This window comes from Jatrophihabitans sp. YIM 134969 (genome assembly GCF_054456675.1).
Genome location: NZ_JBTJEQ010000006.1, coordinates 49,084 through 71,355 on the forward strand (window position 1 = coordinate 49,084; position 22,272 = coordinate 71,355).

Here is a 22,272-nt window from a genome sequence, read left to right on the forward strand (position 1 = left end):
TCGTCACCGGACCAGGAGGGCGTCGGCGCGGAGCGGCTCCGGTCCGGGCGGTGTCGGCGTCGGGGCCGCGCGTCGCAGCACGAGGACCAGGCGACCGAGCAGGAGCACGGCGAGCACCGCGGCACCCACCGCGGTGCCACCTGCGGCGGCGATCGGCGGCGGGCCGAAGCGGGACCAGAGCAGCGAGACCAGGATCGCGACCACCGCGCCGCTGCTCGACGCTCCCGCGAGCCACCGCTGTTGGCGCGCGGCGAGCAGCAGGAACCAGGCGACGTAACCCACGAACAGTGGCAACGCGGTCAGCGCGACCACCCGGACCACGGGCACGGCGGGTTCCCACCGGGAGCCGAACAACCCCGTCGTGAGTGGACCTGCGACCACGACGCCCGCCGCCCCCACCAGCGCGCCCAGGCCCGCTGTGAAGCGCAGGTAGCGGCGGGCGAGAGCGGCGAACCGGTCGTGGTCGGCCGTGACCGACGATGCACCCGGCAACAGTCCGAACCCGACGGTGTTGGCCACGGTGACGCCGGCGTCGAGGAAGCGGGAGGCCACCACGTACACGGCCAGGGTGGCGACGGTCCCCGTGGCTCCCACGAGGATCGTGCCCTGCCGCCACAGCACGATGAGCGCCGTGCCGGCCACCGCCACGTGGAGGCTGTGCCGGATCAGGGCCCGTGTGCGCAGCACCTCGGGCCGTCGCCGCGGCCGCAGGACGGCGGCGCCCACCGCGAGCACGACCAGCTCCTTGCCCGCGACGACCGCCAGCAGCGGGGTCGCGCCGCCGCCCCCTGCGACGACGGCCAGTCCACCGCCGACCATCAACACCGCCGACAGCATCTGCAGGCCGCCCTCGAACACCACCCGGCCGGTGCCGCGCAGCAGTTCGGCCCAGAGGTTGACCATGCCGTTGGCCGCGAGGAACGCGAGCGTGAGCAGCACCGGTGCGGGCGTCAGGGCCGACGGACCGGACACCGCGACCAGACCGAGCGTCACCAGGCACGCGAGCGCGACCGACACCACCTGGGCCGGCAACGCGGCGGCCAGGGCGACCGCGGCGGGGAACCGACCCGCGGCGACGTCGCGGCCGGCCACCGCGGCCACACCGAGGTCGGTGAGCGTGACCACAAGGGTCGCCGTGCCCAACAGGTACCCGTACACGGCGACGGTGTCGTCACCGGACGTGCGGGCGAGCACCACGACGAACCCGACCCCGACCAACCGGCCGAAGGTGCGTGACGCGACGGCCGCGACCACCCCGAGCCGGGCGAGCCGTTCGCCCACCGCGCCCGCGTCGGCCGGTGTCGGGGTGGCCGGCGTTGCGCTGGCTGGTGTCGTGGTGGCCGGTGTCGGGGTGGCCGGTGGAACGGCGCCGGTCGACGGTGCCGCGCCACGGCGGGGGAAACGGCCCCAGTCCGCGACCGGACGTCCGAAGCGCGCGGCCGGAGCCTCGTCCGCCGCGGCGAGCACCCCGAACACGAACAGCAGTAGGAATCCGCCCGGGAACGCGAACAGCGTCGTCCGGCCGATCCAGTCGACCACCCCCGCGGCCAGCACCGCGGCCGCACCGAGGCGCGCGGCGGGGTGGGGGACGCGGAGCGGTCCGCGCCGGCGCAGCAGCACCACGAAGCTCCCGACCAGCCAGAGCGCGAGAGCGAGCGATCCGAACAGCCCGAGGTCCGACTGCACCTGGGCGTACGCGGAATCCAGGAAGGCCCGGTTGCCGGCGAACACCGCGACCGGGTTGCCGGTCGGGTCGAACGTCGCGGCACTGCTGACCAGGCCGCTCGCGGCGCGGTCCGAGCCCGAACCGATCGTGGCCACGCCGTTGCCGGCGAGCAGGGAGAACGGCCCGTCGACCGCGAGCCGCCACGCCGTGAACCGTCCGTTCAGGCCGAACAGCAGCGGGGTTCCGGGCGCGCCGGGGTGGGCCGAGGTCGTCACCGTCAGCCCCACGAACAGGCCGATGGCCGCGACCGCGGCCAGCACCGACGCCGCCTCCCGGCGCCAGCCCCGGTGCAGCGCCCAGATCAGACCGACGACCGCGACCTGGACGAGCGCCGTCCGCACCGAGGTCGCGGCCACGGTGGCGCCGGCCGCCACGATCAGCACCGCGGCGGTCCAGCGCCGCGCCACGAACAGGCCGAGGCACAGTGCAACGATCCCGAGGGCGGCCAGCTGGAACGGGTCGGCGAAGGTGCCCGAGGTCCGCAAGCCGCCCGACGACGTGAGCCGGACCTGCGCTCCGAACTGGTATCCCCAGGAGTAGACGAGGGTGTCCTCGCCGACCGCCTGCTGCACCCAGGCCAGCACGGCCTCGCCGGCGGTGACCGTCGCGACCGCACCGACCAGGTGGCGCAGCGTGCGGGCGGGCACCGGCGTGAGCAGCGCGACCAGCAGCAGGGCGACCGTCTCGACCACCAGGCGGGTCGAGAACAACCAATCCGCGTCGTGGGGACCCGACGGGTCGACCGCGTACAGCGCGACCACGACTCCCATCGCGGCCAACGGGGCCCGCCACCGGCGCAACCGTTGCAGCAGGTCACGGTGCCGGTGGACCGTCACCGCCGTCGCGACGACGAGGACCGCGACCACGCCGTCCTTGACCACTCCTGCGCCCGCCGCGACCCGCAACTGCAGCTCGGCCGACGTCGCGAAGACCGGCACCGCGAGCCACGGCGCGAGCCACGGTCGCCGCACCAGCAGCAGCACGATCGAGCACGCCAGGACGGCTGCGACGCCCGCGAGGACGTACGTCGACGCGGAGGTGGGCAGGACGGGCGTCACCCGACGAGGACGACGGCGTCGACCGGGCGCCACCCCTCGAGCAGCGCCGCCGCCTGGGTGATGGTCTCGGTGGTCGCGCCGGCCGTGGTGACCAGGACGGCGGTCCCCACGCCCGCCGCCACCGGTCGTGACGCGGCCAGGCCCGCCACCGGCGACTCGATCCGCACCACGCCGTGACCGGGTACGCCCTCGCCGGCCGACGTCGTCGCCGGCCGCGAACCCTGCAGCCACGCCGCGAACTCGCCGGCGGCGACGCTGTCCTGGGGCCGCGCGGGCACCACGACGACCGATCCGCTGCCCGCGGCCCTGATCAGGTCGGCCGCGAGGCCGTCCTCGGTGACCGGGTCGTCGCGCTCGCTCCACACCAGTGACGGCAGACCGAGCGACGCTGCGACGTCGGCGGGGCGGCGCAGACGGGGTGCGCCGAACGCCGCGAGCACGACCAGCAACGCGCCGAGCGTGAGTCCGGCGATGGCACCCAGGGCGGCGGCCGTCGACGGTGTCGTGCCCTGCCGTTCCGGGTTGTCGCTGCGGTACACCTGCACCGGGTCGAGCGCGGCCACGGCCTGGGCGCGGATCTGGATGTCCGACTGCCCCTGCGTGGTCCCGCCCGCGGTCAGCGCCGCGATCTGGGAGGCACTCGCGAGCACCTTCTGCCGCACCACCGCCACGAACGCGTCCGCGACGGCCTGGGCCCGGCGGTCGGCCTCGGCGGCGTCGGGGCCGGTGGCCGTGATCTGCACGAAGTCGGAGGTGTCGGAGGCCGACGCCGTCACGTCCGCGGCCAGGCTGCGGGCCGTCACCCCTGTCTCGCCGAGGGCGGCGGCGGCGGCCGTGAGGACGTCGCTCGACGTCACGACCACGACCGCACCAGCGAGGTCGGTCGACCCGACCGGGGTGGTCTGCCCCGACAGCACGAGGGAGTCGATCGACCACACGCGGATCAGGGCCTGCCGGTCGCTCTGCCACCTGGTCGGGCGCGTGGCATCGACGAGGAAACCTGCGAGTCCTCCGAGGACGGCGAGGACGAGCAGCAGCGCCGTGACCCGGGCGGCGGTGAGGTGCGGAGCGGACGGGCGGGCAGGCATCAGGCGGTGGTCCTCACGAGGTGGTCACGCGTGGGTTCGGACGAACCCGCGCAGTGTTCGAGCAGGGCGGAGGTGGCCGCGCGCCACCGGTCGAAGGGGAAGACCCGCTGCAGCCGGGCGTGCGCCGCCGCACCGAGGTCGGCGGCCACCCCGGGGGTGGTGAGCGCGTGCAGCAGTGCACCCGCGAGCGCCTGCGGATCGTGGGGAGGGACCAGCAGGCCGGAGACGCCGTCGTCGACGAGTTCGGGCAGGCCACCGACGTTCGTCGACACGACACCGCGACCGATCGACATCGCCTCGAGCACGGCGTACGGGAAGCACTCGACGCTGGACGACGCGAGCAGTCCGACGTGGGCCCGCTGCAGGATCTCGACCGGTCCGGTCACCTCGCCGACGAACTCCACGTGGTGGTCGAGTCCGAGACGTCCGACGGTCTCGGCGATCTCGCCGCGCAACGGGCCGTCGCCGACGAGCAGGAGGCGGGCGGTCGGGGCGGCGTCGACCACCGTGCGCCAGGCGTGCAGTGCGGTGTCGTGGCCCTTGTCGGCCCGCATCGCGGCGACCATGACAGCGACCGGTGCCCCGGAGGGCATCGGTGCGGGATGCAACGGTTCGACCGTGTTGGCCACGACGGTGATCCGTCGCGGGTCCAACCCGAGTTCGTCGGTGAGGTAGCGCACCTGGGTGTGGCAGACGGCGGCGTACCGCGTCACGAGCCGCCCCGTGGTCCGCTCGACCAGGCGATCGCGGAACCCGCGGTGTCCCACGTGCCCGTAGGTGTGTTTCCACACCAGCAGCGACCGCGGGTCGGTGCGGACGACCGCACGGCAGGCGAGCTCACCCAGGACGTCGTGCACGCTGACGACCGCGGGTGAGACGCGGCCGACGGCCTCACGGACGGCCGCGGTCGCCGCCGGGAGGGAACCCAACCCGTGACCGGTGCCGGCGACGGTGACGTCGACACCCGCCGCCACCAGTTCGGTGTGCAACGGTCCGTCGGCCAGGGCGAGGACGTGGGGTGTCCAGCGCTCGGGGTCGAGGGTGGTCGCCATCGTCACCACGTGCCGTTCGGCACCGCCGCGCTGGAGGGTGGGCGTCACCAGCAGCACCGGCCGGGGAGTCACCGCCGCCGCCTGGACCGGGCGAAGCCCTGCAGCGCGCCGCTGAGCTTGGCGAGGTCCTTGGTGGCGAGCGCCAGGGGGAGCAACGGGTAGACCCGTGCCGCGACGCCGGCCCGGCGGGCCCGTCGCACCGGCAGGCTGAGGTAGGCGAGCGCCCCGACGGCGACCCCGGTCCGACCGTGGCCGCTGAGGGCCGCGACCGCGCCGACCAGGTACGCCAGGCCGCGGACGCCGTCACGCAGCAGCAGCCGGGCGTCACCGCCGTCGGTGCTGGCGCGGCCGTAGGACTGGTACATCCGCCAGGTGCCCCGCAGGTCGTCTCGTTGCGCCCAGCTGACGTCGGCGTCGGAGGTCCCGACGCACCGGTGGTGGCGGGCGACGGCGAGTCCGAACGAGACGTCCTCGCCGGTCGGCAGGTGTTCCGGGAAGCCGCCGGCGTCGGTCCACGCGTCGCGCGTGAACGCCACGCACCGGCCGACGGCGAACGCCGGCCGGAACGCGGTGCCGAGGACCCGGGTGTACAGCGCGACGAACAGGTCGGGCCGGGCGACCTCGTGCGGATCCGGGTAGCAGGACACGGCCTGGGCGGAGGTCATCGCCGAGTTCGCGACTGGTGTGTACGTGCCCGACACCAGCCCCGGACGGTCCGGTCCGGCGAAGGCCCGCCGCAGCGCGTCCAGCCAGCCCGGTGCGGGCTCGCAGCCGGCGTCGGTGCAGGCGATGACGTCGTGACGGGCCGCCCGCACCCCGAGGTTGCGGCCGACGGAGATGCCGGCACCGTTGCGCACCACCACCCGGATGCGGGGGTCGTCGCCGGTCGCGGCGGTGACGCGTTCGACGCTGCCGTCACCGCTCCCGCCGTCGACCAGCACCAGTTCGTCGTCCACGCGGAGCTGGGCCGCGACCGCGGTGACGATCCGGTCGAGGGCGTGGCCCTCGTCGAGGGCGGTGACCACGACCGACACCGGCGGACCGTCGTCCAGGCCGACGCCCGGCCGCCCGGCGAGCTCGGCCACACGGGCGAGACCCGCGGCGTCCGGCCACCGTGACGTGAGCGCCGGCGCGCCGACACCGGGAGGGCGGGATCCGAGGGCGTCGAGCCACCACACCGTGACACCGGCGGCACGCAGGGACACGGCCAGCCGTGCGTGGAGCCGTCCGCCCGCCTGCAGCACCACCACGTCGGCCGGCAGGCGCAGCGCGTCGCGCACGATCCGGTCCGGCCGCGAGACCACGACCGCCGACCGGGCGGTGACGACGGGTTCGGCACGCAGCCGGTCCGCGACGTCCTCGGTGGTGAGCAGTCGCAACGCCGTGGCGACCGGCGGGGCGACGGGCGTCGGGGTCGTCGTGCGGGTCGCGGTCACGCCGCACCCGCCAGCAGGTCGTCCCAGCGGGCGAGGGTGTGGGTCAGCGAGAGGTCGGCGACGGCGTGTTCCCTGGCCTGGCGTCCCTGCTCGGACGTGCCGGCCGGGTCCAGCAGCCGGTCGGACAGCGCGCGGGCGAGCGCGGTGATCGACGCGTCGTCGTCACCCGCGCCCACCACGGTGCCGAAGCCGGCCAGGGCGTCGCGCACGCCGGTGACGTCGACCGCGACCACGGACCGGCCGCTCGCCATGGCCTCCAACGGCACCAGGGCGCCGGCTTCCCACCGCGAGACCAGACACGCGAGGTCCGCGGCCTGCAGGTACAGGCGGGGATCCGCGGCACCGACGAAGGTCACGCCCTGAACCGGTGCAGCCTGCAACGATGCCCGGTCGGGACCGTCGCCGACGAGGACGAGGTGGGCGTCGGGGCACCGCTCGCGCACGGCCGGCCACGCGGCGAGCAGCCGGTCCTGACCCTTCTGCCGAGTCAACCGTCCGACGCAGACGACGGTGGGGACCTCGGGCAGGCCGAGGGTGGCGCGGGCGTCGTGCCGCGAGCCCGGCGTGAACCGGTCGGTGTCGACGCCGTTGGCGATCACCACGGCGTCGGACCCGACGCCGTGACGGGTGCCGCGCCGCTGTTCGGCGGCGCTGACGCACACGGTGGTCCGGGTCCAGCGCTGGGCCAGGCGTTCCCACGCGACCGTCAGCGTGGCGACCGGACCCGTGACGGCCTCGAACGACCAGGCGTGCGGGACGAACACGGTGGCGATGCGACCGCGCACAGCGAGTCGACCGGCGAGGCCGGCCTTGGCCGAGTGCAGCACGAGGACGTCCGCCCCGGTGCTGCGCACCAGCCGCCGCAGGGCCACCGCCTCGGTGAACGACGACGGACCGGGCGAGCGTGACGCCTGCCAGTCGACGAGACGCACCCGGCCGGACAGCTCCGCGAGAGGCCCACCGACGGACGCGCCACCCGGACAGATGACCGTGACGTCGTGACCCGCGCGGGCCTGGTGGTCGGCGAGCCCCGCGACCACGACGGCGACCCCCGCCTCGACCGGCTGGGTGACGTGGACGATCCTCATCGGCCCGATCCCTTCAGGACCTCACGCACGGTGAGCAGGACGATGCGCAGGTCGAGCCACAGCGACCAGTTCGCGATGTAGAAGTTGTCGAACCGCGCGCGCTGCGCGATGGACGTGTCACCCCGCAGGCCGTTGACCTGCGCCCAGCCCGTGAGGCCGACGGGCAGCCGGTGCCGCGCCCAGTAGCGCGAGTGCTCGGCGGTGAACTGCGCGACGAACGACGGACGCTCGGGTCGCGGCCCGACCAGGCTCATCTCGCCGCGCAGGATGTTCAGCAACTGCGGCAGTTCGTCGACCGACGTGCGGCGCAGCCACGCGCCGACCGGACCGACCCGCGGGTCACCCGCGATGTTCCACCGCGACTGCGACTCGGACTCGTCGGCCGGTCGCATCGACCGGAACTTCAGCAACTCGAACGGGACCCCGTCGACGCCGATGCGCCGCTGCCGGAACAGGATCGGACGCCCGCCCTCGACCAGGACGCCGATCGCGGCGGCGAGCAGCACCGGACTCAGCAGCACGATGGCCACGGCCGCGACCACGCAGTCGACGACGCGTTTGACCCGCCACGACGCGCGGTGCGTCACCCCGCTGGTGTGGCGGACCAGGGGGACGCCGTTGATCCAGTCGGTCCGGTCGTCGTCCGACGCCAGTTCGAACAGTCGGGGCACGACGAGGATGCGGGTGTCGAGACGGGTCGAGGTGAGCAGCACGTCGACGAGGTCCTCGTCGTCGGCGACGAACGCCGCCACGACCGTCGTCACGTCGTGCTCGACGATGAGGTCGCCCAGGTCGGCCGAGCGGGTTCCGAGGACCGGCAGCGGCAGGGTGCCGTCGTCGATGCCCGCGGCGGAGTCGACGAACCCGATGGGTTCCAGGCCGAACTCCGGCGCGGCCAGCAGGCCTTCGGCGACGTGGCGGCCGACCGGGCCGGCGCCGACGACCAGCGTGCGGCCACGGTGGGCGACCCGCCGGCGGTAGCGGCGCAGGACGGCGTAGACGACGGCGCGGACCGCCACCACCACCCCGAGGAACACCGCACCGAGCCACACGAGGGTGGCAACGAGATCGCTGGAGCCCTGCAGCATCAGCACGATCACGCCGATGCCGAGTGCGGTGGCGGTGGACGCCGCCTCGCGGCGCAGGTCCTCCACGACGGAGAGGTGAAGCCTCGGCCGGGCGCTGCCGGAACCGAGCCGCACGAGGAAGAAGCAGGCGACGAAGACCGTGGGCAGGATCCACGGGGTGCGACCGACGAGCGGCAACAACGCCAGCAGCACGACGAGGTCGGACACGGTGAGGGTGACCGCCACGATGTCGGCCCGCCGGAACGGACCCCGACGTGCACCGTGACGGACCTTGGCCAGTTCGACGGAGCGGTGCAGCTGGCCGAGGTCCTGGACGGCGTCGCGGACGTCGGTGACGGTCGTCGCGTGGACGACACCGGTGACGGGTGGGGCGTCGCTGGTGACCCGAGCGCGCCGTTCGTCGACTTCCAACACGGAAATGCATCCCCCAGGAGTGTGTGCGGAAAAGGCCGCGGTGACCGCCTCGACACCGCTGGGGGATGAACGCGGGGGAGTGGAAACCGTGATGGTTCCGGTCGCTGTTGACCGGTGGAAGCGGCGTGGTCATCGCATTCCGTCACACGGACTGTACCCGCACAACGAGGCGAGATGTCACCGTGTTCGTCGAGGTTTTCTCGAACCATGCTTCGAGCAACGACTGACATCTGACGGGGCGCGAACAGCCGAGGTGCCCTCGAACATTCGAAACATCCGACCGACCCGAAACCCGGTCGCGTGTCTTGTTGGAAATGCGCCGATCGATTCGGCGGTGGTGTTTCGGGAATGCGATTCCGGGTAGCCTCCACACGTCGGGCCTCCCCCGGGCCGCCTCGTCCGACCGACCTCTCGAGGGATCCCGCTGTGACCATCCGTGCCTTGACCGTTGCATCATGCATCGGTCTCGTGGCTGTCTTCGCCACGGCCGGATGCGGCGCCGCGCCCGGGGCGCCGCGCACCGTGCCGGCTGCGGCCACCGACCCCGGCACCCTGCTCGCTGCGTGGGCGGCGCGGGCGCTGCCGCCCGGAGCCCGGCTCACGGTCGGCGACACCGCCTCACGGGTCGTGCTCGCGCTGGCAGGGGTGGCCGCGACGGTCTCCCCGCCCGCCGCGGCTCCGCACGGCACCACGCTCTTCCGGGTCTCGGCCGACACCGCACCGAGCCTCGACGTGCGGGCGTTGTCGTCCGCGCTCACCGCGGTACCGGTGGCCCGCTTCGGCAGCGCCGGATCGTCCTACGTGGTCGACGCCGTCGTGACGGGACCCGTCGCACGGGTCGGTGCTGAGGTGGCCGAGGACGCTGCGCGCCGCGCCGCCGCGGGGTCGGGGTTGTTGGCGAACCCCGCGGTCACGGTGTGTGCCGCGTGCACGCCGGGACTGACGGCGGGCGGGCTCGACCTGCGCGCGGCGTCGCTCGTCGCGGTCCTCGCCGCCCTCGGCCCGGTCAGCGTGCGAGCGGTGGTGGCGGACCCGGCGGAGACGCGGGCGGGTCGGCCGGCGCGCACGGTGGTCGTCGGTGCGGTCGCCCCGGGCACCGTGCGAGCTGTCGCGGGTGCGACCGCCGGCACCTACCGGCCCACGATCACCGCAGTCACCACGACGACCACCACCCTCACCTGGCCCCTCACCGCCACTTCCACCCTGACCGGAGTCTGACCCGTGGACCACACCTCGTTCCGTCACCGCCTCGCCAACACTCTCGGGTTCGCGCTCGCCCTGGGAGTCGTGGGCGCCGCGATGGTCGGGCCGGTCGCGGCTCCCGCCGTCGCGACGCCCGCCACCGCCGCCGCGCCCGCGCTCGTGCGCAGTGGGCACTTCTCGCCGGACGTCGCCGCCGTCGACGTCTACCTCACCGCCTTCGGTGGTGGCTCGACGGCGCTGTGGATCTCGGACGAGGCCTACGGCGAGGTGAGCGGGTACCGCCAGGTGGCCGCCGGCGTGTACGTGGTGTCGATGCGTCCGCACGGCGCGGCGGCGGACTCGCCCGCGTCGATCACCTGGACCGTCGACGCCGCTCCGGGCCGGGCGTACACCGCCGCGGCCGTGGGGTCGGCCAGCGCGCTGCAGGCTCGGATCCTCTCCGACGACACCAGTGCGCCGCCCCGCGGTGAGGGGCGGGTCCGGGTGATCCAGGCCGCCAGCCTCGCGCCGACCGCGACCATCACCGCGAACGGCGGCGTCACGGTGGCGGACGCGGTTCCCTTCGGCACCACCACCGGCTACCGGTCCGTCGCCGCCGGCACCTGGGACCTGCGCGCCGTGGCGCCCGCACCGGGCCTGGTCGCCTCGGGCGCCGTGTCGGTGCCGGCGGGCACCGCGTCGACCGTCGTGCTGCTCGACACCACGGCGGGTGGGCTGACCCTGCGGACGGTCGTGGACTCCGCGGGGTCCGCGGTCGTCCCGGTGGGATCCGTCGACGCCGGCGGCGGCGGTACCGCGGTGGCCCGGTCGTCGGGGACCACCCACGCCCCGCTCCCGGCCGTCGTCGTGCTGGGGTCCGTCGCGATCGCCGTGCTCGTCCTGGTGGGCCGGCGCGGACTCCGACGCGCCGGGTGAGGCACCGCTCCGCGGACCGGCGTCGTGGCCACCGGCGGCTGGTGGCCGGGACGTTCGTCGTCACGGCAGCGTTGGCCGTCGCCGGCGTCGCGGCCGTCACCGTGACGGCCCGTCCCCACCCCGCCGCCACCACGGCCGGTTCACCCCCACCGCAGCAGGTGGTGGCCCCGACGCCGACGACACCGTCGCTGCCGCCGCTCGCCGCCACGCCCCGACCGGTGACCCCCTCGGTCACCAGCCGGCCGGTCCACCTCGACGTCCCGGCGATCGGCGTCTCCACCGACCTCGAGGGTCTCGGCGTCCTCGCCGACGGCACCCTCGCGTCTCCCAGCGCCTGGCAGGTCGCGGGCTGGTTCGATGCCGGGGTGCGTCCGGGCGACGTCGGGCCCGCGGTCATCGCGGGTCACGTCGACTCCACAGCGGGTCCCGCGGTCTTCTACCGTCTCCGTGACCTCGCCGTGGGCGACACCGCGACCGTGACGCGGGCCGACGGGTCGGTGGCCACGTTCGCCGTCGACACCGTGGCCCGGTTCCCGAAGGCGGCGTTCCCGACCCAGGCCGTGTACGGCCGGGTCGCCCAACCGGTGCTGCGGCTGATCACCTGTACCGGGGACTTCGACCGGGCCCGGCGCAGCTACGTCGACAACCTCGTGGTGTCGATGCACCTGACCGGCACGACGCGGTCACCCTGACCGCTGCCCGGGTGCGGCCCCGCCGTCCTCGCGGCGCACGGGATCGCCGAACCCGCGGTGCGCCCGGCTGCGGTTGCTGCTGACCGGGGTGCCCTCGACCCGGAGGTCGACCTGCAGCACACCGTCGGACACCGTCGCGACCCAGCGCCGCGAGACCGGCTGCGTGATACCGAAGTGCTTGAGGAACGCGGTGGCGGAGACGACGAACGGGCCGTCCTCCCGCCCGCTGAGCGAGCGCACCGGGTAGGCGTGGTCGGCGGCGCTGTCGACCGCCCGGACGCCGACGATGCGACGGACCGGGTCGTACATCAACTCGACGGTCGCCGGTGACCCGAGCAACTGGTAGGCGGGGACGTTGATCGACAACATCCCCCGCTTCTGCACGGTCACGAACGGCTGGGAGGTCATCGGCACCGCACGGTTGACGAAGATCTGGAAGTCCGGGGATTGGTCTGCCGACATCTGAGGCCCCCTCGAGGGCTCATGAGCGTGGACCCGCCGGCCGCTGGTATCGGCCGTGAAGGGGCGGTCGCACGGCTGGGCGTGCCCGCCACGAGGTGGCTCTGAACCCGTTTCGAACCTCTCCGGGCAGACGGTTCCACCGAAACCTCTCGAACTCCAGAGGTGCTCCGGACAACGTTCAGCGAGCGGACGCCTCGTCGGCGGGACCGACGAGATCGGACGCGACCTCGAGCAGTGCCCGTCCGGTCGCCTGGGCCCGTCCGCGCAGCGCGGTCAGTGCCCCGTCGGCCGCCACGCCGTCGGTCGACATGAGGATGCCGGTCGCCGTGGCGATGATCCGTCGCGACTCGATGCCGTCGCGGGCGTGGTGCAGGCGGATCTCGGCCCACGCGAGACGCAGGAACAGCTCCACCGCAGGCACCAGGGCGGTGAGGCTCTCGGCCACCTCGTCCAGGGCGTGCGGCCGCGTGGCGCCGACCAGCAGCGCGCCGCGGCTCGCGACGTGCAGGGGGAGGACGGCGAGCGCCCGGAGGTCGTGCGTCGAGGCGGACAACTGCTGCCCGAACGCGGGCCAGCGGGGATCGGCGAGCGTGTCGGCGAGGTGCAGCGCGCCCGGGGTCTTCGCACGACACACGTCGCGGACCGGGCCCGCGCGGGCGACGGACTCGGCGGCCAGCGCAGCCGAGAGTGTGCCGCCCGGGTCGCCCTCGGGGAACGGCCGGTCCACCCGACCGCCGCTGCGCAGGACGGGGAACACCACGGCCGCGGCGCTGCAGCCGGGCACGGACTCCGTCACCGCGGCGGCGACCGTCTCGGCCGCGTGGCCGGCGGCTCCGGTGACGAGGTCGGGCGCCGCGCGGACGAGGGTGGACAACAGGGCGTCGAACCAGGGCGGTGGGAGGGACACGCGATCTCGCAGCCGGGGTCGGATGTCTCGGTGCTCCCGGGTGGTGCTCGTGCGCGACGAGGACGTCGTCGACCCGGAACCGCTGCGTGTTCAGCACGGTCAGCCTACCCGCGCCGCGCGCACCACGGCGGGCCGCGACGGACGCGGGTTCTCTAAGCTCCCGCGGGTGACGCATCCACACCGCACGTTCCGCGAACACCTCGTCGAGTTGGCGGAGAGGGGCCACGAACCCGAGTTCCAGCTGGTGTCCCTGCCCCCGCTGGTCGAGTTCGACCGGGTGTTCGCGAGCGTCGACTGGTTCTCCCTCGACGTCACCAAGTCCCTGGACGCGGACGGCCTCACCCGCACGTACCAACTCACCGGCGAGACCGTGGCCGCCGAGGGCGACGAGCCGACGCCGTTCACCGCGGCGTGGACCCCGACGCTGCCGGGGCAGGACCCGTACGACGGGTTCACGCTCGGCACCGCGTCGGTGCTGTGGGGCGGCGTCGCCGAGGTGCCACCGCCGGACGGCCCGGTCACCGAGGCCTGCCTGCTGTTGGTCACCACGGACTTCGTGCACCTGTCGGCCACCCGGGCGCAGACCCCGCCGCTCGTGCGCGGCGCGGTCGAGGGTCCGGGCGACGGCTACGAGTACGTGCAGCTGGCCCGCTGAAACCCCCGGGCGACGGCCGTCAGAGCGCGTCGAGCGCCGTCTGCATGCCACGTTCGGCGTCGTCACCGATGCCCTCGAGCGCGCCGCCCAGGAACGGTGAGGCGAGTTTCGCCGCACCGTGGAAGGTGAACTCGGCGCGGTAGGTCACCTGCGTGCCGCCCTCGGGCGTGGCCGCGAACCGCATGTCCTCCACCACCGACACCGTGCGGTTCTCGCCGTGCAGCACGAACCGCTCGCGCGGCTCGACGTCGGTGACGACGTACTCCAGGTGCGTCGTGCGCTTCCGGAACACCGAGGTGATGGCGTACTTCGAGCCGACCTCACCCTCGCCCTCGACCAGCCGCGAGTCCGGGGTGTTCGGGTCCCACTGCGTGACCGTGGTGAAGTCGGTGAGGTAGGGCCACACGACGTCGAGCGACGAGGTGGTGACGACGGTGCGTTCGACGACGGGCACGTCGCGTGAATTTACGCCTCTGGTGTCGTAACGCGTGGGGTTGACCACCGGGTGTCCGAGGGGCGCCCTTAGTCGGCTCGGTGCCGGCGCGATACGCAGGCACTTCTACTGCGGAGACGCCTCTTTACTTCCAACGGCGGGCGAGCTCACTAACCGAGGCGGTCATTGGCTTCTTCCGTAAGGCCGCCTTCCGCAGCCTTTCTGCTGTCGCAGCCGTCGGTTCGAAGAGCGAGGACAGGGAAATTCCTATCGGCACCAGCACCGCTGCAAGCAATAAGAGAGCGGAGGGGTCCGACCTCGTCCCTACCAACCATACAATCCCGCAGGCAGAGGTAATTGCGCCGCCTACTACAAGGAGGTTCGAGAGCGCCCGCGGGTCAGCAGAGAAGCGGTACTGACGGATTCGGTAGACACTTTTTGGGTTGGCTCTTCCTCGGACTAGCGTCGAGAGAAGGAACGTGAGAACCAGTCCGCCGATTACCGTATAGAATCGCGCAAATTCGTCAGCTCGCAGTCTGCGCGGGTCGATATAGAATGGCAGAACCGCAAGGGCGCTTAGTCCAAGAGCCTGCAGGCGTGCCACCGCTGCACGGCGACCAACGGCATCATTGAGCTTGAAGAGCCTGGAGAGATCCTCGGTGTTTACTTGGCTCGAACGAATGCGGGTGAGCTGCGTGATAAAGCAGTAGGCCCCGAGTAGTATCGAGAGGGTAATTTGCAGGCCGCCATCGATAGCTAATTTTCCGGCACACTGCGCGCCATGCTCCGCTGCCGGCAGTACGGCGCACCCACTTGCTGCCTACCAAAGCCGATGATGCAAATCAGCGATAGCGCAGGCTGTGGCTCTCCGTGGAACGTGAATGCTTGGAAGAGGGCTCGGCCGCCCGCGAGTCCGGCGAGCGCAAAGGACGCGGCTAGGAGGAATGCAACAGCGGCGAGAAGGCGTCCGATTTTGTCGTCTTGATGCTTCGTTGCGTCCAGTACCTCGGCGTATCCGTCTTGCAGAAGATTAAGGCGCGTTGGCTCAGCCATTCTCTGTCCGGAATCGAGAGGTGCTAGGCGCTTTGGTTGTCGGTCTTAAGGTCTCCGCTTGGCACGCCCGGAGCTGGTAGCCAACCTTTAGTACGAATCACGCTTTCAAGCAGGCCGCAACCCGTAGCGACGTATTTGGCCAAGGCTTGACGTCCACTTGGCTCGTCCAGGCCGAGAGTACGGGCCCGTGTGTAGTACATACGCAGCTGCTTGCTCCACCAGCCGTCGTCAGCGAGAGCGTCTTCGAAAGTGTGCTTGTCGTCGAGGTCCGTACCGAACTTGGCAATTTGATAGCTGCGCTCGCGCGAAAGCCATGAGAAGACGGTGACGGCTAAGGCTTCGGAATCCACGGGCTCCCCGGTCTCCGGTCCTGACACGTCCAATGCTGGGAGCGAGACGCCAAAGCGGTCCCAGCCGCGCGCCACAATTTCCGCGTCGGCGGCCGCGCACTCGTCGAGCATGCTTTGGACTGACCGTGGCGAGCCGTCGGCCGCCACCACTTGACGCCCGTGTCGCAGGCCAACCGATATTTCGACTCGGGCCCCGCGGCTGAACGCCCAACCAGGCACGGGTGCGATCGTTGCGGGGAAATTCGTGAGCAGTCGACCCCACAGTGAGTCGTATTCGTCCTGAGTCCAAGCCGGCGAGCCGTGAAATTGTGCGGGGTTCACAACGAGATGGCTGAGTCCGACAGTCTCGCCAAAGACACGGGCGTACTTCGCCGCCTCTGTTTCGTTGGCCTGGAACACCTCGGTGAGCCAGCGGCTCTTGTAATGCGTGTACAACTCTTCACGGTTCGCGACGCCTAGCTCGTCCATGAGTTCGAGCTCTCGGCGCCCGGTGGTGATGGGCGTGCTGACGTAGAACAGCCCGTTGCCGGCGCCCGCCGCTGCGAAGGCTTGGACGGCACTTTCGATCTCAGCGTCGAGCACGACGAGTTCACGCTCCTCGATGACTGTCATGCGCACAGCATGAGGGTCGGGTCTGACACTTTCGGGACGACGATAGGCGCTCGGTGTCCCGCTCGGAGCGCACCAGGGTCACAAGTTCGAGACACAGGTGACCAGGCGGCGGCGGTCGGGCTTGCCGCTGACCAGCAGCGGGATCGCGGCGACGCGTTCCACCCGGCGCGGGGCGGCGGGCGCTCCGAGCGCGGCGCGGACGGCCGCGCGGACGGCCTCGGCGTCGACCTCGCCGACGACCCACGCGGTGACCACCGCGCCCCACTCGGGGTCGGGCACGCCCGCCACGCACACGTCCCGCACGCCCGGCAGGGTGGCGATGACCGCCTCGACGGCGAGCGGGTGGACGTTGACCCCGCCGGAGATGACGACGTCGTCCGCACGGCCGAGCACCTGCAGCCGGCCGTCGTCGAAGCGGCCCAGGTCGGAGGTGACGAAGCGGCCGTCGACGAACGCGGCGGCGGTCAACTCCGGTTCGCCGCGGTACCCGCGCGCCAGCGTCGGGCCGCCGAGCAGGATGCGACCGGTCGGGTCGAGGTCGACCGTGGCCCCGCCGATCGGCCGGCCGTCGTAGAGGCAGCCGCCCGCGGTCTCGCTCATGCCGTAGGTGGTGACCACGGCAGCACCGGCGTCCCTCGCGGCGGCGAGCAGCGACGGTGACGTCGCGGCGCCACCCACGAGCACGGCGTCGTAGCCGACGAGGGCGTGCGTGCCCGCCTCGGAGGCCAGCAACCGACGCAGCTGGGTCGGGACCAACGCGGTGTACCGGCGACTGCCGACGAGCCGGGCGCTGAGGGCCGTGAACGAACCCGGGGTGAACCGGTCCGGGCCGTGCACGACCGGTTCGGTGCCCGCGAGGATCGACCGGATCAGCACCTGCAGACCGGCGATGTGGGTGGTCGGCAACGTGAGCGCCCATTGGCCTGGTCCACCCAAGGCCAATTCCGTTCCGGCCACCGAGGCGCGCGCCGCGTCGGCGGACAGCTCGACCAACTTCGGGGTGCCGGTCGACCCGCTGGTGGGGACGAGCAACGCCACGTCGTCCGCGGGTTCGTCGGGTCGGGCGACGTCGAGCAGGGTCTGGGCGAGCGCGGCCTCGGGCGGCAGCGGCAACACGGCGGGTCCGCCGGCCAGGGCGTCGCGCAACGCGTCGCGCAGTTCGGCGACGGACGCCGGGGTCGCGGCGGCGGCGACGGTTCTCACGGTTCGGGCCCGCTCAGTAGTGGTACGGGTAGCCGGACCAGTCGGGCTCCCGCTTGCCGAGGAAGGCGTCGCGGCCCTCGACCGCCTCGTCGGTCATGTACGCGAGCCGGGTCGCCTCGCCCGCGAACACCTGCTGGCCCATGAGGCCGTCGTCGACGAGGTTGAACGCGAACTTCAGCATCCGCTGCGACGTCGGGGACTTGCCGAGGATGATGCGGCCCCACTCGATCGCGGCCGCTTCCAGCTCGGCGTGCGGGACGGCCCGGTTGACCGTCCCCATGCGGTAGCCGTCCTCGGCGCTGTACGTCTGGCCGAGGAAGAAGATCTCGCGGGCGAACTTCTGGCCGACCTGCCGGGCGAGGTACGCCGAGCCGTAGCCGCCGTCGAACGAGCCGACGTCCGCGTCGGTCTGCTTGAACCGGCCGTGCTCGACCGAGGCCAGCGTGAGGTCGCAGACGACGTGCAGGGAGTGCCCGCCGCCCGCCGCCCACCCGTTCACCACGGCGATGACGACCTTGGGCATCGTGCGGATCAGCCGCTGCACCTCGAGGATGTGCAGGCGTCCGGAGCGGGCCGGGTCGACCGTCTCGGCGGTGTCGCCCTCGGCGTAGCGGTAGCCGTCGCGGCCCCGGATGCGCTGGTCACCACCCGAGCAGAACGCCCACCCGCCGTCCTTCGGTGACGGTCCGTTGCCGGTCAGCAGCACACAGCCGACGTCGGAGCTCATGCGCGCGTGGTCGAGCGCCCGGTACAGCTCGTCGACCGTGCCGGGGCGGAACGCGTTGCGCACCTCGGGCCGGTCGAAGGCGATGCGGACGACGCCGAGCTCGACGTGCCGGTGGTAGGTGACGTCGACCAGCCCCTCGAACCCGGGGACCTCGCGCCACGCGGCCGGGTCGAAGGTCTCGGACACACCGGGCAGGCTGCTCACGCCGACCGACCCTAACCGGCACGGCGTCAGGGCTCCCGCGTGGCGGCGAGCAGCCGGATGAGGACCCCGACGGCGACCATCGCCACGAGCCCCGCGAGCGTGAGGAACAGGGGGTTGTCGGGGGTGTCGCCGAGGGTGAGGTCGACGAGCGCGACGACGGCGGTCAGCGCCACGGCCGGCAGGCACCGCCGGAGCCACCGCCGCACCACGTCGGTGCCGACCCGCGCGGTGACCGGCAACGCGGCCGCGGCCGCCGTCCCCGTGTGCAGCAGGTAGATCCCGGCGGCGGCCAGCAGGACCCGGCCGTCGCCGACGTCGTCCGGCGTCGCCGCGATGAACGCCCACACGGCCGCGGGCACGGCCAACCACACTCCCGCCCGCGCCGGCCGGACGACCGCCAGCACCACACCGAGCAGCAGCACCACGGTCGGACCCGCCTCGGCGGCGCCCGCGGCGACCAGGACGAGGGCGGCGCCCACCGGCACGAGGGCGCGGGCGGCGAGCGGGACGGCCGCGGCCGGGGTCAGCGCCACGGCCGTACCGCCACCCCGACGTCGACGAGCCGGTTCACCGTCGCGTCGCGGTCGAGCAGCAGCAGGCGGCGGGCGGCGAGCAGGGCTCCCCGGTCGACCTCGCCGAGGGTGTCGACCACGGTCGTCGCCACCCCGGCCTGGGCCAGCCGGGCGACGGCCGCACCGACCGCGGGCCGCAGCACCGGGGAGAGGACCACGACCATCGCGCCGGGCGCGGCCCGTTCCACGACCGCGGGCAGTCGGCCGAGGTCGACCGGCACGGTGTGGCGCATCCGCACGAGTCGGTCGACGACCCGCTGCAGCTGGCGCCCGCCCGCGGCCGGGCGCAGCACCCGGGTGGGGTCGCCGAGGTCGACGACCCCCACCCGGTCGCCGTCGCGCAGGTGCCGGCGGGCGAGACCCGCCGCGGCGCGGACCGCGACGTCGAGGGTGGTGGCGTCGAGCGGTCCGAGCTCGGAACTGCTGTCCACCGCGAGCAGGATCGAGGCCTCCCGGTCGGCCGCCGTGGTGGTGACGTGCAGGTCGCCACGGCGCGCCGTCACCCGCCAGTGGACCTGCCGCAACCGGTCGCCCGCGACGAACGGGCGCACGCCGGTGAGCTCGCTGCCGACGCCCGGACGCCGGGAGACCCGCGGGCCGGTCACCCCGGTGCGGCGGGTCGGGACGATCGGGACCGTCGACTCCGGCACCGGTTCGACGACCATCTCCTCGCCCATCGCGATGACCGGTGCACTGCGCAACAGTCCGTGGCCGGCGAACGCGACGGCGTACGTGCGCCCGGCCTGGCCGACGCCCCAGTGCGCGGCGTGGGCGGTCACCCGCCGGGTCGCCGCAGCCGGGGTCTGCGCCACCGGGAACCGCTCGGCCGGCACCTCGAGCAGGGGCTCGGTGCCGGTTTCGGTGAGCACGAGGTCGGCATCGGCGTCCGCCTCGACCGCGAGGTCGAGCTCCAGGACGTCCCCCTCCCGCGCCCGCCCCACCGTCGGTCGGATGTCCACGGCCACCGGCGGTCGGACGACCCGGCGCACGGCCCAGGCGACCTCGGCCAGCAGCGGCGTCGCGAGCAGGACCAACGCCGGTCGGTGGGTCACGCCTGCGAGCACGAGCAGCACCGTCCCGATGCCGGCGGCGCTGGTGAACGCCGTGGTGACCCGCCACCGGCTCCGCGGCCCAGGCGTCGTCACGCGGGGGCGACCGTCGGTGGCGCGGGGACCCGGCCGAGCAGGTCGGTGACGATCGACTCCGGCGACCGTTGCCGCAGCCACGCGTCCGGCGTCAGGGTCAGGCGGTGGGCGAGCGCCGCCACGGCGACGGCCTGGACGTCCTCGGGCAGCAGGAAGTCGCGGCCCGCGATCAACGCCACCGCCCGCCCGACCAGCAGCAGTGCGAGGGCCCCGCGGGGTGACGCCCCGACCGCGACCTCCGGTAGCCGCCGGGTGGCCCGGGCGAGGTCCACGCAGTACCGGCCGACGGTCGGGTCGACGCTCACCCGTTCCACCGCCGCCTGCAGCGCGAGCAGCCCCGCGGCGTCGACGACCTGCCGCACCGGGTTGGCCTCGGTGGCGCGGTCGACCCGTGAGCGCAGCACGTCCCACTCCTGCTCGGCGTCGGGGTAGCCGAACCGCACCCGCAGCAGGAACCGGTCCAGCTGGGCCTCCGGCAGCGGGTAGGTGCCCTCGTACTCGATGGGGTTGGCCGTGGCGAGCACGTGGAACGGCGCCGGTAGACCGAACGTCGTCCCCTCCACCGAGACCTGGCCCTCGGCCATCGCCTCGAGCAGCGCCGACTGCGTCTTCGGCGGCGTGCGGTTGATCTCGTCGGCGAGCAGCAGGCCGGTGAACAGCGGCCCGGGCCGGAACACGAACTCGCTGTCGCGCTGGTCGAAGACGAACGACCCGGTGACGTCCGACGGCAGCAGGTCGGGTGTGAACTGCACCCGCCGGAACTCCAGACCCAGGGCCGCGCCGAACGACCGGGCGGCGAGGGTCTTGCCCAGGCCGGGGTTGTCCTCGATGAGCACGTGCCCGCCGGCGAGGACGGCCGCGAGCACCAACGTCAGGGCGTCGCGTTTGCCGACCACCGCGGTCTCGACGGCGTCGAGGACGGCCCGGGCGGCGGCGCCGGCGTCGGACGGGGAGGCGGCTTCGGGTCGGTCGGTCACACGTGCTCCACTCGGGTCAGCAGCTGCTCGAACTCCCGCAGCGGGAGCTTGGTCGTGATCGGTGGGCCCGTGACGAACGTCCAGAGCGGCTCGCCGACCACCTCGCGGGCCGACGGGTCACCGAGGGCGAGACCCCGGCGGGCGAGACGTTCGACGACCAGCGCCCGCAGCCGCGGTCGCAGCGAGTTCTGCACCTCGGTCGGGTCGTCGAGCTGGCCGAGCAGCCGGGCCTGGGCGATGTCGATCGTGCGTTCGTCGCCACCGGGCAGGAGGCGGCCGTGGACGTCGTGCGGCAGCTCGGCGTCGCGCTCGCGCGGTCCGGCCGCGAGGGCCACGAGCGCGGCGACCGTGAGCGCGAGCAGCCCCAGCCCGATCGGCTCGAGGCGCACGAGGAACGCGACCAGGGCGAGGGCCGCGAGCAGGAGAACGGTGGGCGGGAGTCCGCCGGTCGGGCGTCTCACGTCCGCGTGCCGATCAACGTCGCGAGGGCGGCGCGCGCGTCGGCGCGTTGCCGCTCGGACATGGGGTGGGACGAATAGCGGGCTTCGTGGAACAGCGAGGCCAGGCGGTCGACGGCGGCCCGCTGTTCCCCGCTGCGCGGGTCCCGGTCGTCCTCGAGCCGGTCGTCCTCGAGCCGGTCGTCCTCGAGCCGGTCGTCCTCGAGCCAGCGGCGCGCGACGTCGGTGGCGGTCTCGGCCGGGCGCCGACCCCGGCCCGCAGCCTCGGCGGCGGCCTCGAGCCGGACCCAGCAGGCGACGACGACCTCGCGCGGGTCGCCGCCCGCCTGCAACTGCGTGGCGGCGTCCTCGAGGGCGGCATCGGCCTCGAGCAACCGGCCGCGCGCGACCCGTCTGGTGCCGCCTTCGCGTCGCTCGGCGTCGTGCCCGCGTCGGCGGGCCCGCAGGTGGCGGACGGCGAGCCACACGAACGGGCCGATGACCACGACGATCGCGACGATCCCGAGGACGACCAGCCACCACGGCGTCGCCGCCGGTGTGGGTGCGGCCGTCGTGTCGGTGAGCCGGGTCGGGGCCGTCGCGGTGCTCGTGGGCGAGGCGGTGGTGCCCGTCGGGCGGGGCACGTGCGCGGCGACGGCGGCGACCGCGCCCAGCAGCGCCACCGCGAGGCCCGCGGTGACGGCCGTGCGCACGTCGCGGGCCACTCCGGGACCCTAACGGCGAACCGTGGTGTCGTGGACCCCGGCGGGTCGCG

21 protein-coding genes are annotated in these 22,272 nt (G+C 73.5%); 4 read left to right on the forward strand and 17 right to left on the reverse strand.

The window, feature by feature from the left end:
• Positions 1-3 precede the first annotated feature (3 nt).
• The 6 genes from ACXR2U_RS05150 to ACXR2U_RS05175 are packed head-to-tail and all read right to left on the reverse strand — an operon-like array spanning position 4 to position 8,950.
• Entirely contained in the window at positions 4-2,784 is a 2,781-nt protein-coding gene (locus ACXR2U_RS05150) for a lipopolysaccharide biosynthesis protein (RefSeq protein WP_458823860.1), read from the reverse strand.
• Positions 2,781-3,872, reverse strand: a complete 1,092-nt coding sequence (locus ACXR2U_RS05155) for a hypothetical protein (protein ID WP_458823861.1) — start codon at positions 3,870-3,872, stop codon at positions 2,781-2,783. The genes ACXR2U_RS05150 and ACXR2U_RS05155 overlap by 4 nt, the downstream gene beginning before the upstream one ends.
• Positions 3,872-4,996, reverse strand: coding sequence for a glycosyltransferase (locus tag ACXR2U_RS05160; RefSeq protein WP_458823862.1), 1,125 nt, complete (start codon positions 4,994-4,996; stop codon positions 3,872-3,874). Before ACXR2U_RS05160 ends, ACXR2U_RS05155 begins: the two co-directional genes overlap by 1 nt.
• The gene (locus tag ACXR2U_RS05165; RefSeq protein WP_458823863.1) at positions 4,993-6,360 is read right to left on the reverse strand and encodes a glycosyltransferase; all 1,368 of its coding nucleotides are present in this window, start codon (positions 6,358-6,360) and stop codon (positions 4,993-4,995) included. The genes ACXR2U_RS05160 and ACXR2U_RS05165 overlap by 4 nt, the downstream gene beginning before the upstream one ends.
• Positions 6,357-7,448: a glycosyltransferase family 4 protein gene (locus ACXR2U_RS05170; RefSeq protein WP_458823864.1), complete on the reverse strand. Its 1,092-nt coding sequence runs from the start codon at positions 7,446-7,448 to the stop codon at positions 6,357-6,359. Before ACXR2U_RS05170 ends, ACXR2U_RS05165 begins: the two co-directional genes overlap by 4 nt.
• Positions 7,445-8,950: a sugar transferase gene (locus tag ACXR2U_RS05175; RefSeq protein ID WP_458823865.1), complete on the reverse strand. Its 1,506-nt coding sequence runs from the start codon at positions 8,948-8,950 to the stop codon at positions 7,445-7,447. Before ACXR2U_RS05175 ends, ACXR2U_RS05170 begins: the two co-directional genes overlap by 4 nt.
• A 426-nt stretch (positions 8,951-9,376) precedes the next feature.
• Between ACXR2U_RS05175 and ACXR2U_RS05180 the strand changes: the two genes are divergently transcribed.
• Genes ACXR2U_RS05180 through ACXR2U_RS05190 form a run of 3 tightly spaced genes read left to right on the forward strand, consistent with a single transcriptional unit; the run spans position 9,377 to position 11,760 of the window.
• Positions 9,377-10,168: a hypothetical protein gene (locus tag ACXR2U_RS05180; RefSeq protein WP_458823866.1), complete on the forward strand. Its 792-nt coding sequence runs from the start codon at positions 9,377-9,379 to the stop codon at positions 10,166-10,168.
• 3 nt (positions 10,169-10,171) lie between these two features.
• The gene (locus ACXR2U_RS05185) at positions 10,172-11,068 is read left to right on the forward strand and encodes a DUF4397 domain-containing protein (protein ID WP_458823867.1); all 897 of its coding nucleotides are present in this window, start codon (positions 10,172-10,174) and stop codon (positions 11,066-11,068) included.
• Positions 11,069-11,109: 41 nt separating this feature from the next.
• Entirely contained in the window at positions 11,110-11,760 is a 651-nt protein-coding gene (locus ACXR2U_RS05190) for a class F sortase (RefSeq protein ID WP_458823868.1), read from the forward strand.
• Here the strand turns inward: ACXR2U_RS05190 and ACXR2U_RS05195 are convergent.
• Together ACXR2U_RS05195 and ACXR2U_RS05200 are read right to left on the reverse strand one after the other, a co-directional pair.
• Positions 11,752-12,222, reverse strand: coding sequence for a hypothetical protein (locus ACXR2U_RS05195; protein ID WP_458823869.1), 471 nt, complete (start codon positions 12,220-12,222; stop codon positions 11,752-11,754). The genes ACXR2U_RS05190 and ACXR2U_RS05195 overlap by 9 nt on opposite strands.
• A gap of 178 nt (positions 12,223-12,400) precedes the next feature.
• Positions 12,401-13,129 (reverse strand): ANTAR domain-containing protein, encoded by a 729-nt coding sequence (locus ACXR2U_RS05200; RefSeq protein WP_458823870.1) that lies wholly within the window; start codon positions 13,127-13,129, stop codon positions 12,401-12,403.
• 166 nt (positions 13,130-13,295) lie between these two features.
• On the opposite strand from ACXR2U_RS05200, the gene ACXR2U_RS05205 reads away from it, so the two are divergent.
• Positions 13,296-13,784: a hypothetical protein gene (locus tag ACXR2U_RS05205; RefSeq protein WP_458823871.1), complete on the forward strand. Its 489-nt coding sequence runs from the start codon at positions 13,296-13,298 to the stop codon at positions 13,782-13,784.
• A gap of 19 nt (positions 13,785-13,803) precedes the next feature.
• Here ACXR2U_RS05205 and ACXR2U_RS05210 read toward each other — a convergent pair whose 3' ends face one another.
• The 9 genes from ACXR2U_RS05210 to ACXR2U_RS05250 all read right to left on the reverse strand — a co-directional run bounded on the left by ACXR2U_RS05210 (position 13,804) and on the right by ACXR2U_RS05250 (position 22,222).
• Positions 13,804-14,238 (reverse strand): SRPBCC family protein, encoded by a 435-nt coding sequence (locus tag ACXR2U_RS05210; RefSeq protein WP_458823872.1) that lies wholly within the window; start codon positions 14,236-14,238, stop codon positions 13,804-13,806.
• Positions 14,239-15,293: 1,055 nt separating this feature from the next.
• Positions 15,294-16,232 carry a hypothetical protein gene (locus ACXR2U_RS05215; protein ID WP_458823873.1) on the reverse strand — a complete coding sequence of 313 codons (939 nt, stop codon included), beginning with the start codon at positions 16,230-16,232 and terminating at the stop codon, positions 15,294-15,296.
• Positions 16,233-16,310: 78 nt separating this feature from the next.
• Positions 16,311-17,435, reverse strand: coding sequence for an o-succinylbenzoate--CoA ligase (gene menE / locus ACXR2U_RS05220; protein WP_458823874.1), 1,125 nt, complete (start codon positions 17,433-17,435; stop codon positions 16,311-16,313).
• A gap of 13 nt (positions 17,436-17,448) precedes the next feature.
• Complete coding sequence (locus tag ACXR2U_RS05225) at positions 17,449-18,366, reverse strand: 1,4-dihydroxy-2-naphthoyl-CoA synthase (RefSeq protein WP_458823875.1); 918 nt, start codon at positions 18,364-18,366, stop codon at positions 17,449-17,451.
• A 26-nt stretch (positions 18,367-18,392) separates the two neighbouring features.
• Positions 18,393-18,899, reverse strand: a complete 507-nt coding sequence (locus ACXR2U_RS05230) for a hypothetical protein (RefSeq protein ID WP_458823876.1) — start codon at positions 18,897-18,899, stop codon at positions 18,393-18,395.
• The gene (locus ACXR2U_RS05235; RefSeq protein ID WP_458823877.1) at positions 18,890-20,083 is read right to left on the reverse strand and encodes a DUF58 domain-containing protein; all 1,194 of its coding nucleotides are present in this window, start codon (positions 20,081-20,083) and stop codon (positions 18,890-18,892) included. Before ACXR2U_RS05235 ends, ACXR2U_RS05230 begins: the two co-directional genes overlap by 10 nt.
• Positions 20,080-21,060 carry an AAA family ATPase gene (locus tag ACXR2U_RS05240; RefSeq protein WP_458823878.1) on the reverse strand — a complete coding sequence of 327 codons (981 nt, stop codon included), beginning with the start codon at positions 21,058-21,060 and terminating at the stop codon, positions 20,080-20,082. The genes ACXR2U_RS05235 and ACXR2U_RS05240 overlap by 4 nt, the downstream gene beginning before the upstream one ends.
• Positions 21,057-21,521 carry a hypothetical protein gene (locus tag ACXR2U_RS05245; protein WP_458823879.1) on the reverse strand — a complete coding sequence of 155 codons (465 nt, stop codon included), beginning with the start codon at positions 21,519-21,521 and terminating at the stop codon, positions 21,057-21,059. Before ACXR2U_RS05245 ends, ACXR2U_RS05240 begins: the two co-directional genes overlap by 4 nt.
• Complete coding sequence (locus ACXR2U_RS05250; RefSeq protein ID WP_458823880.1) at positions 21,518-22,222, reverse strand: DUF4129 domain-containing protein; 705 nt, start codon at positions 22,220-22,222, stop codon at positions 21,518-21,520. The genes ACXR2U_RS05245 and ACXR2U_RS05250 overlap by 4 nt, the downstream gene beginning before the upstream one ends.
• Positions 22,223-22,272: the final 50 nt, after the last annotated feature.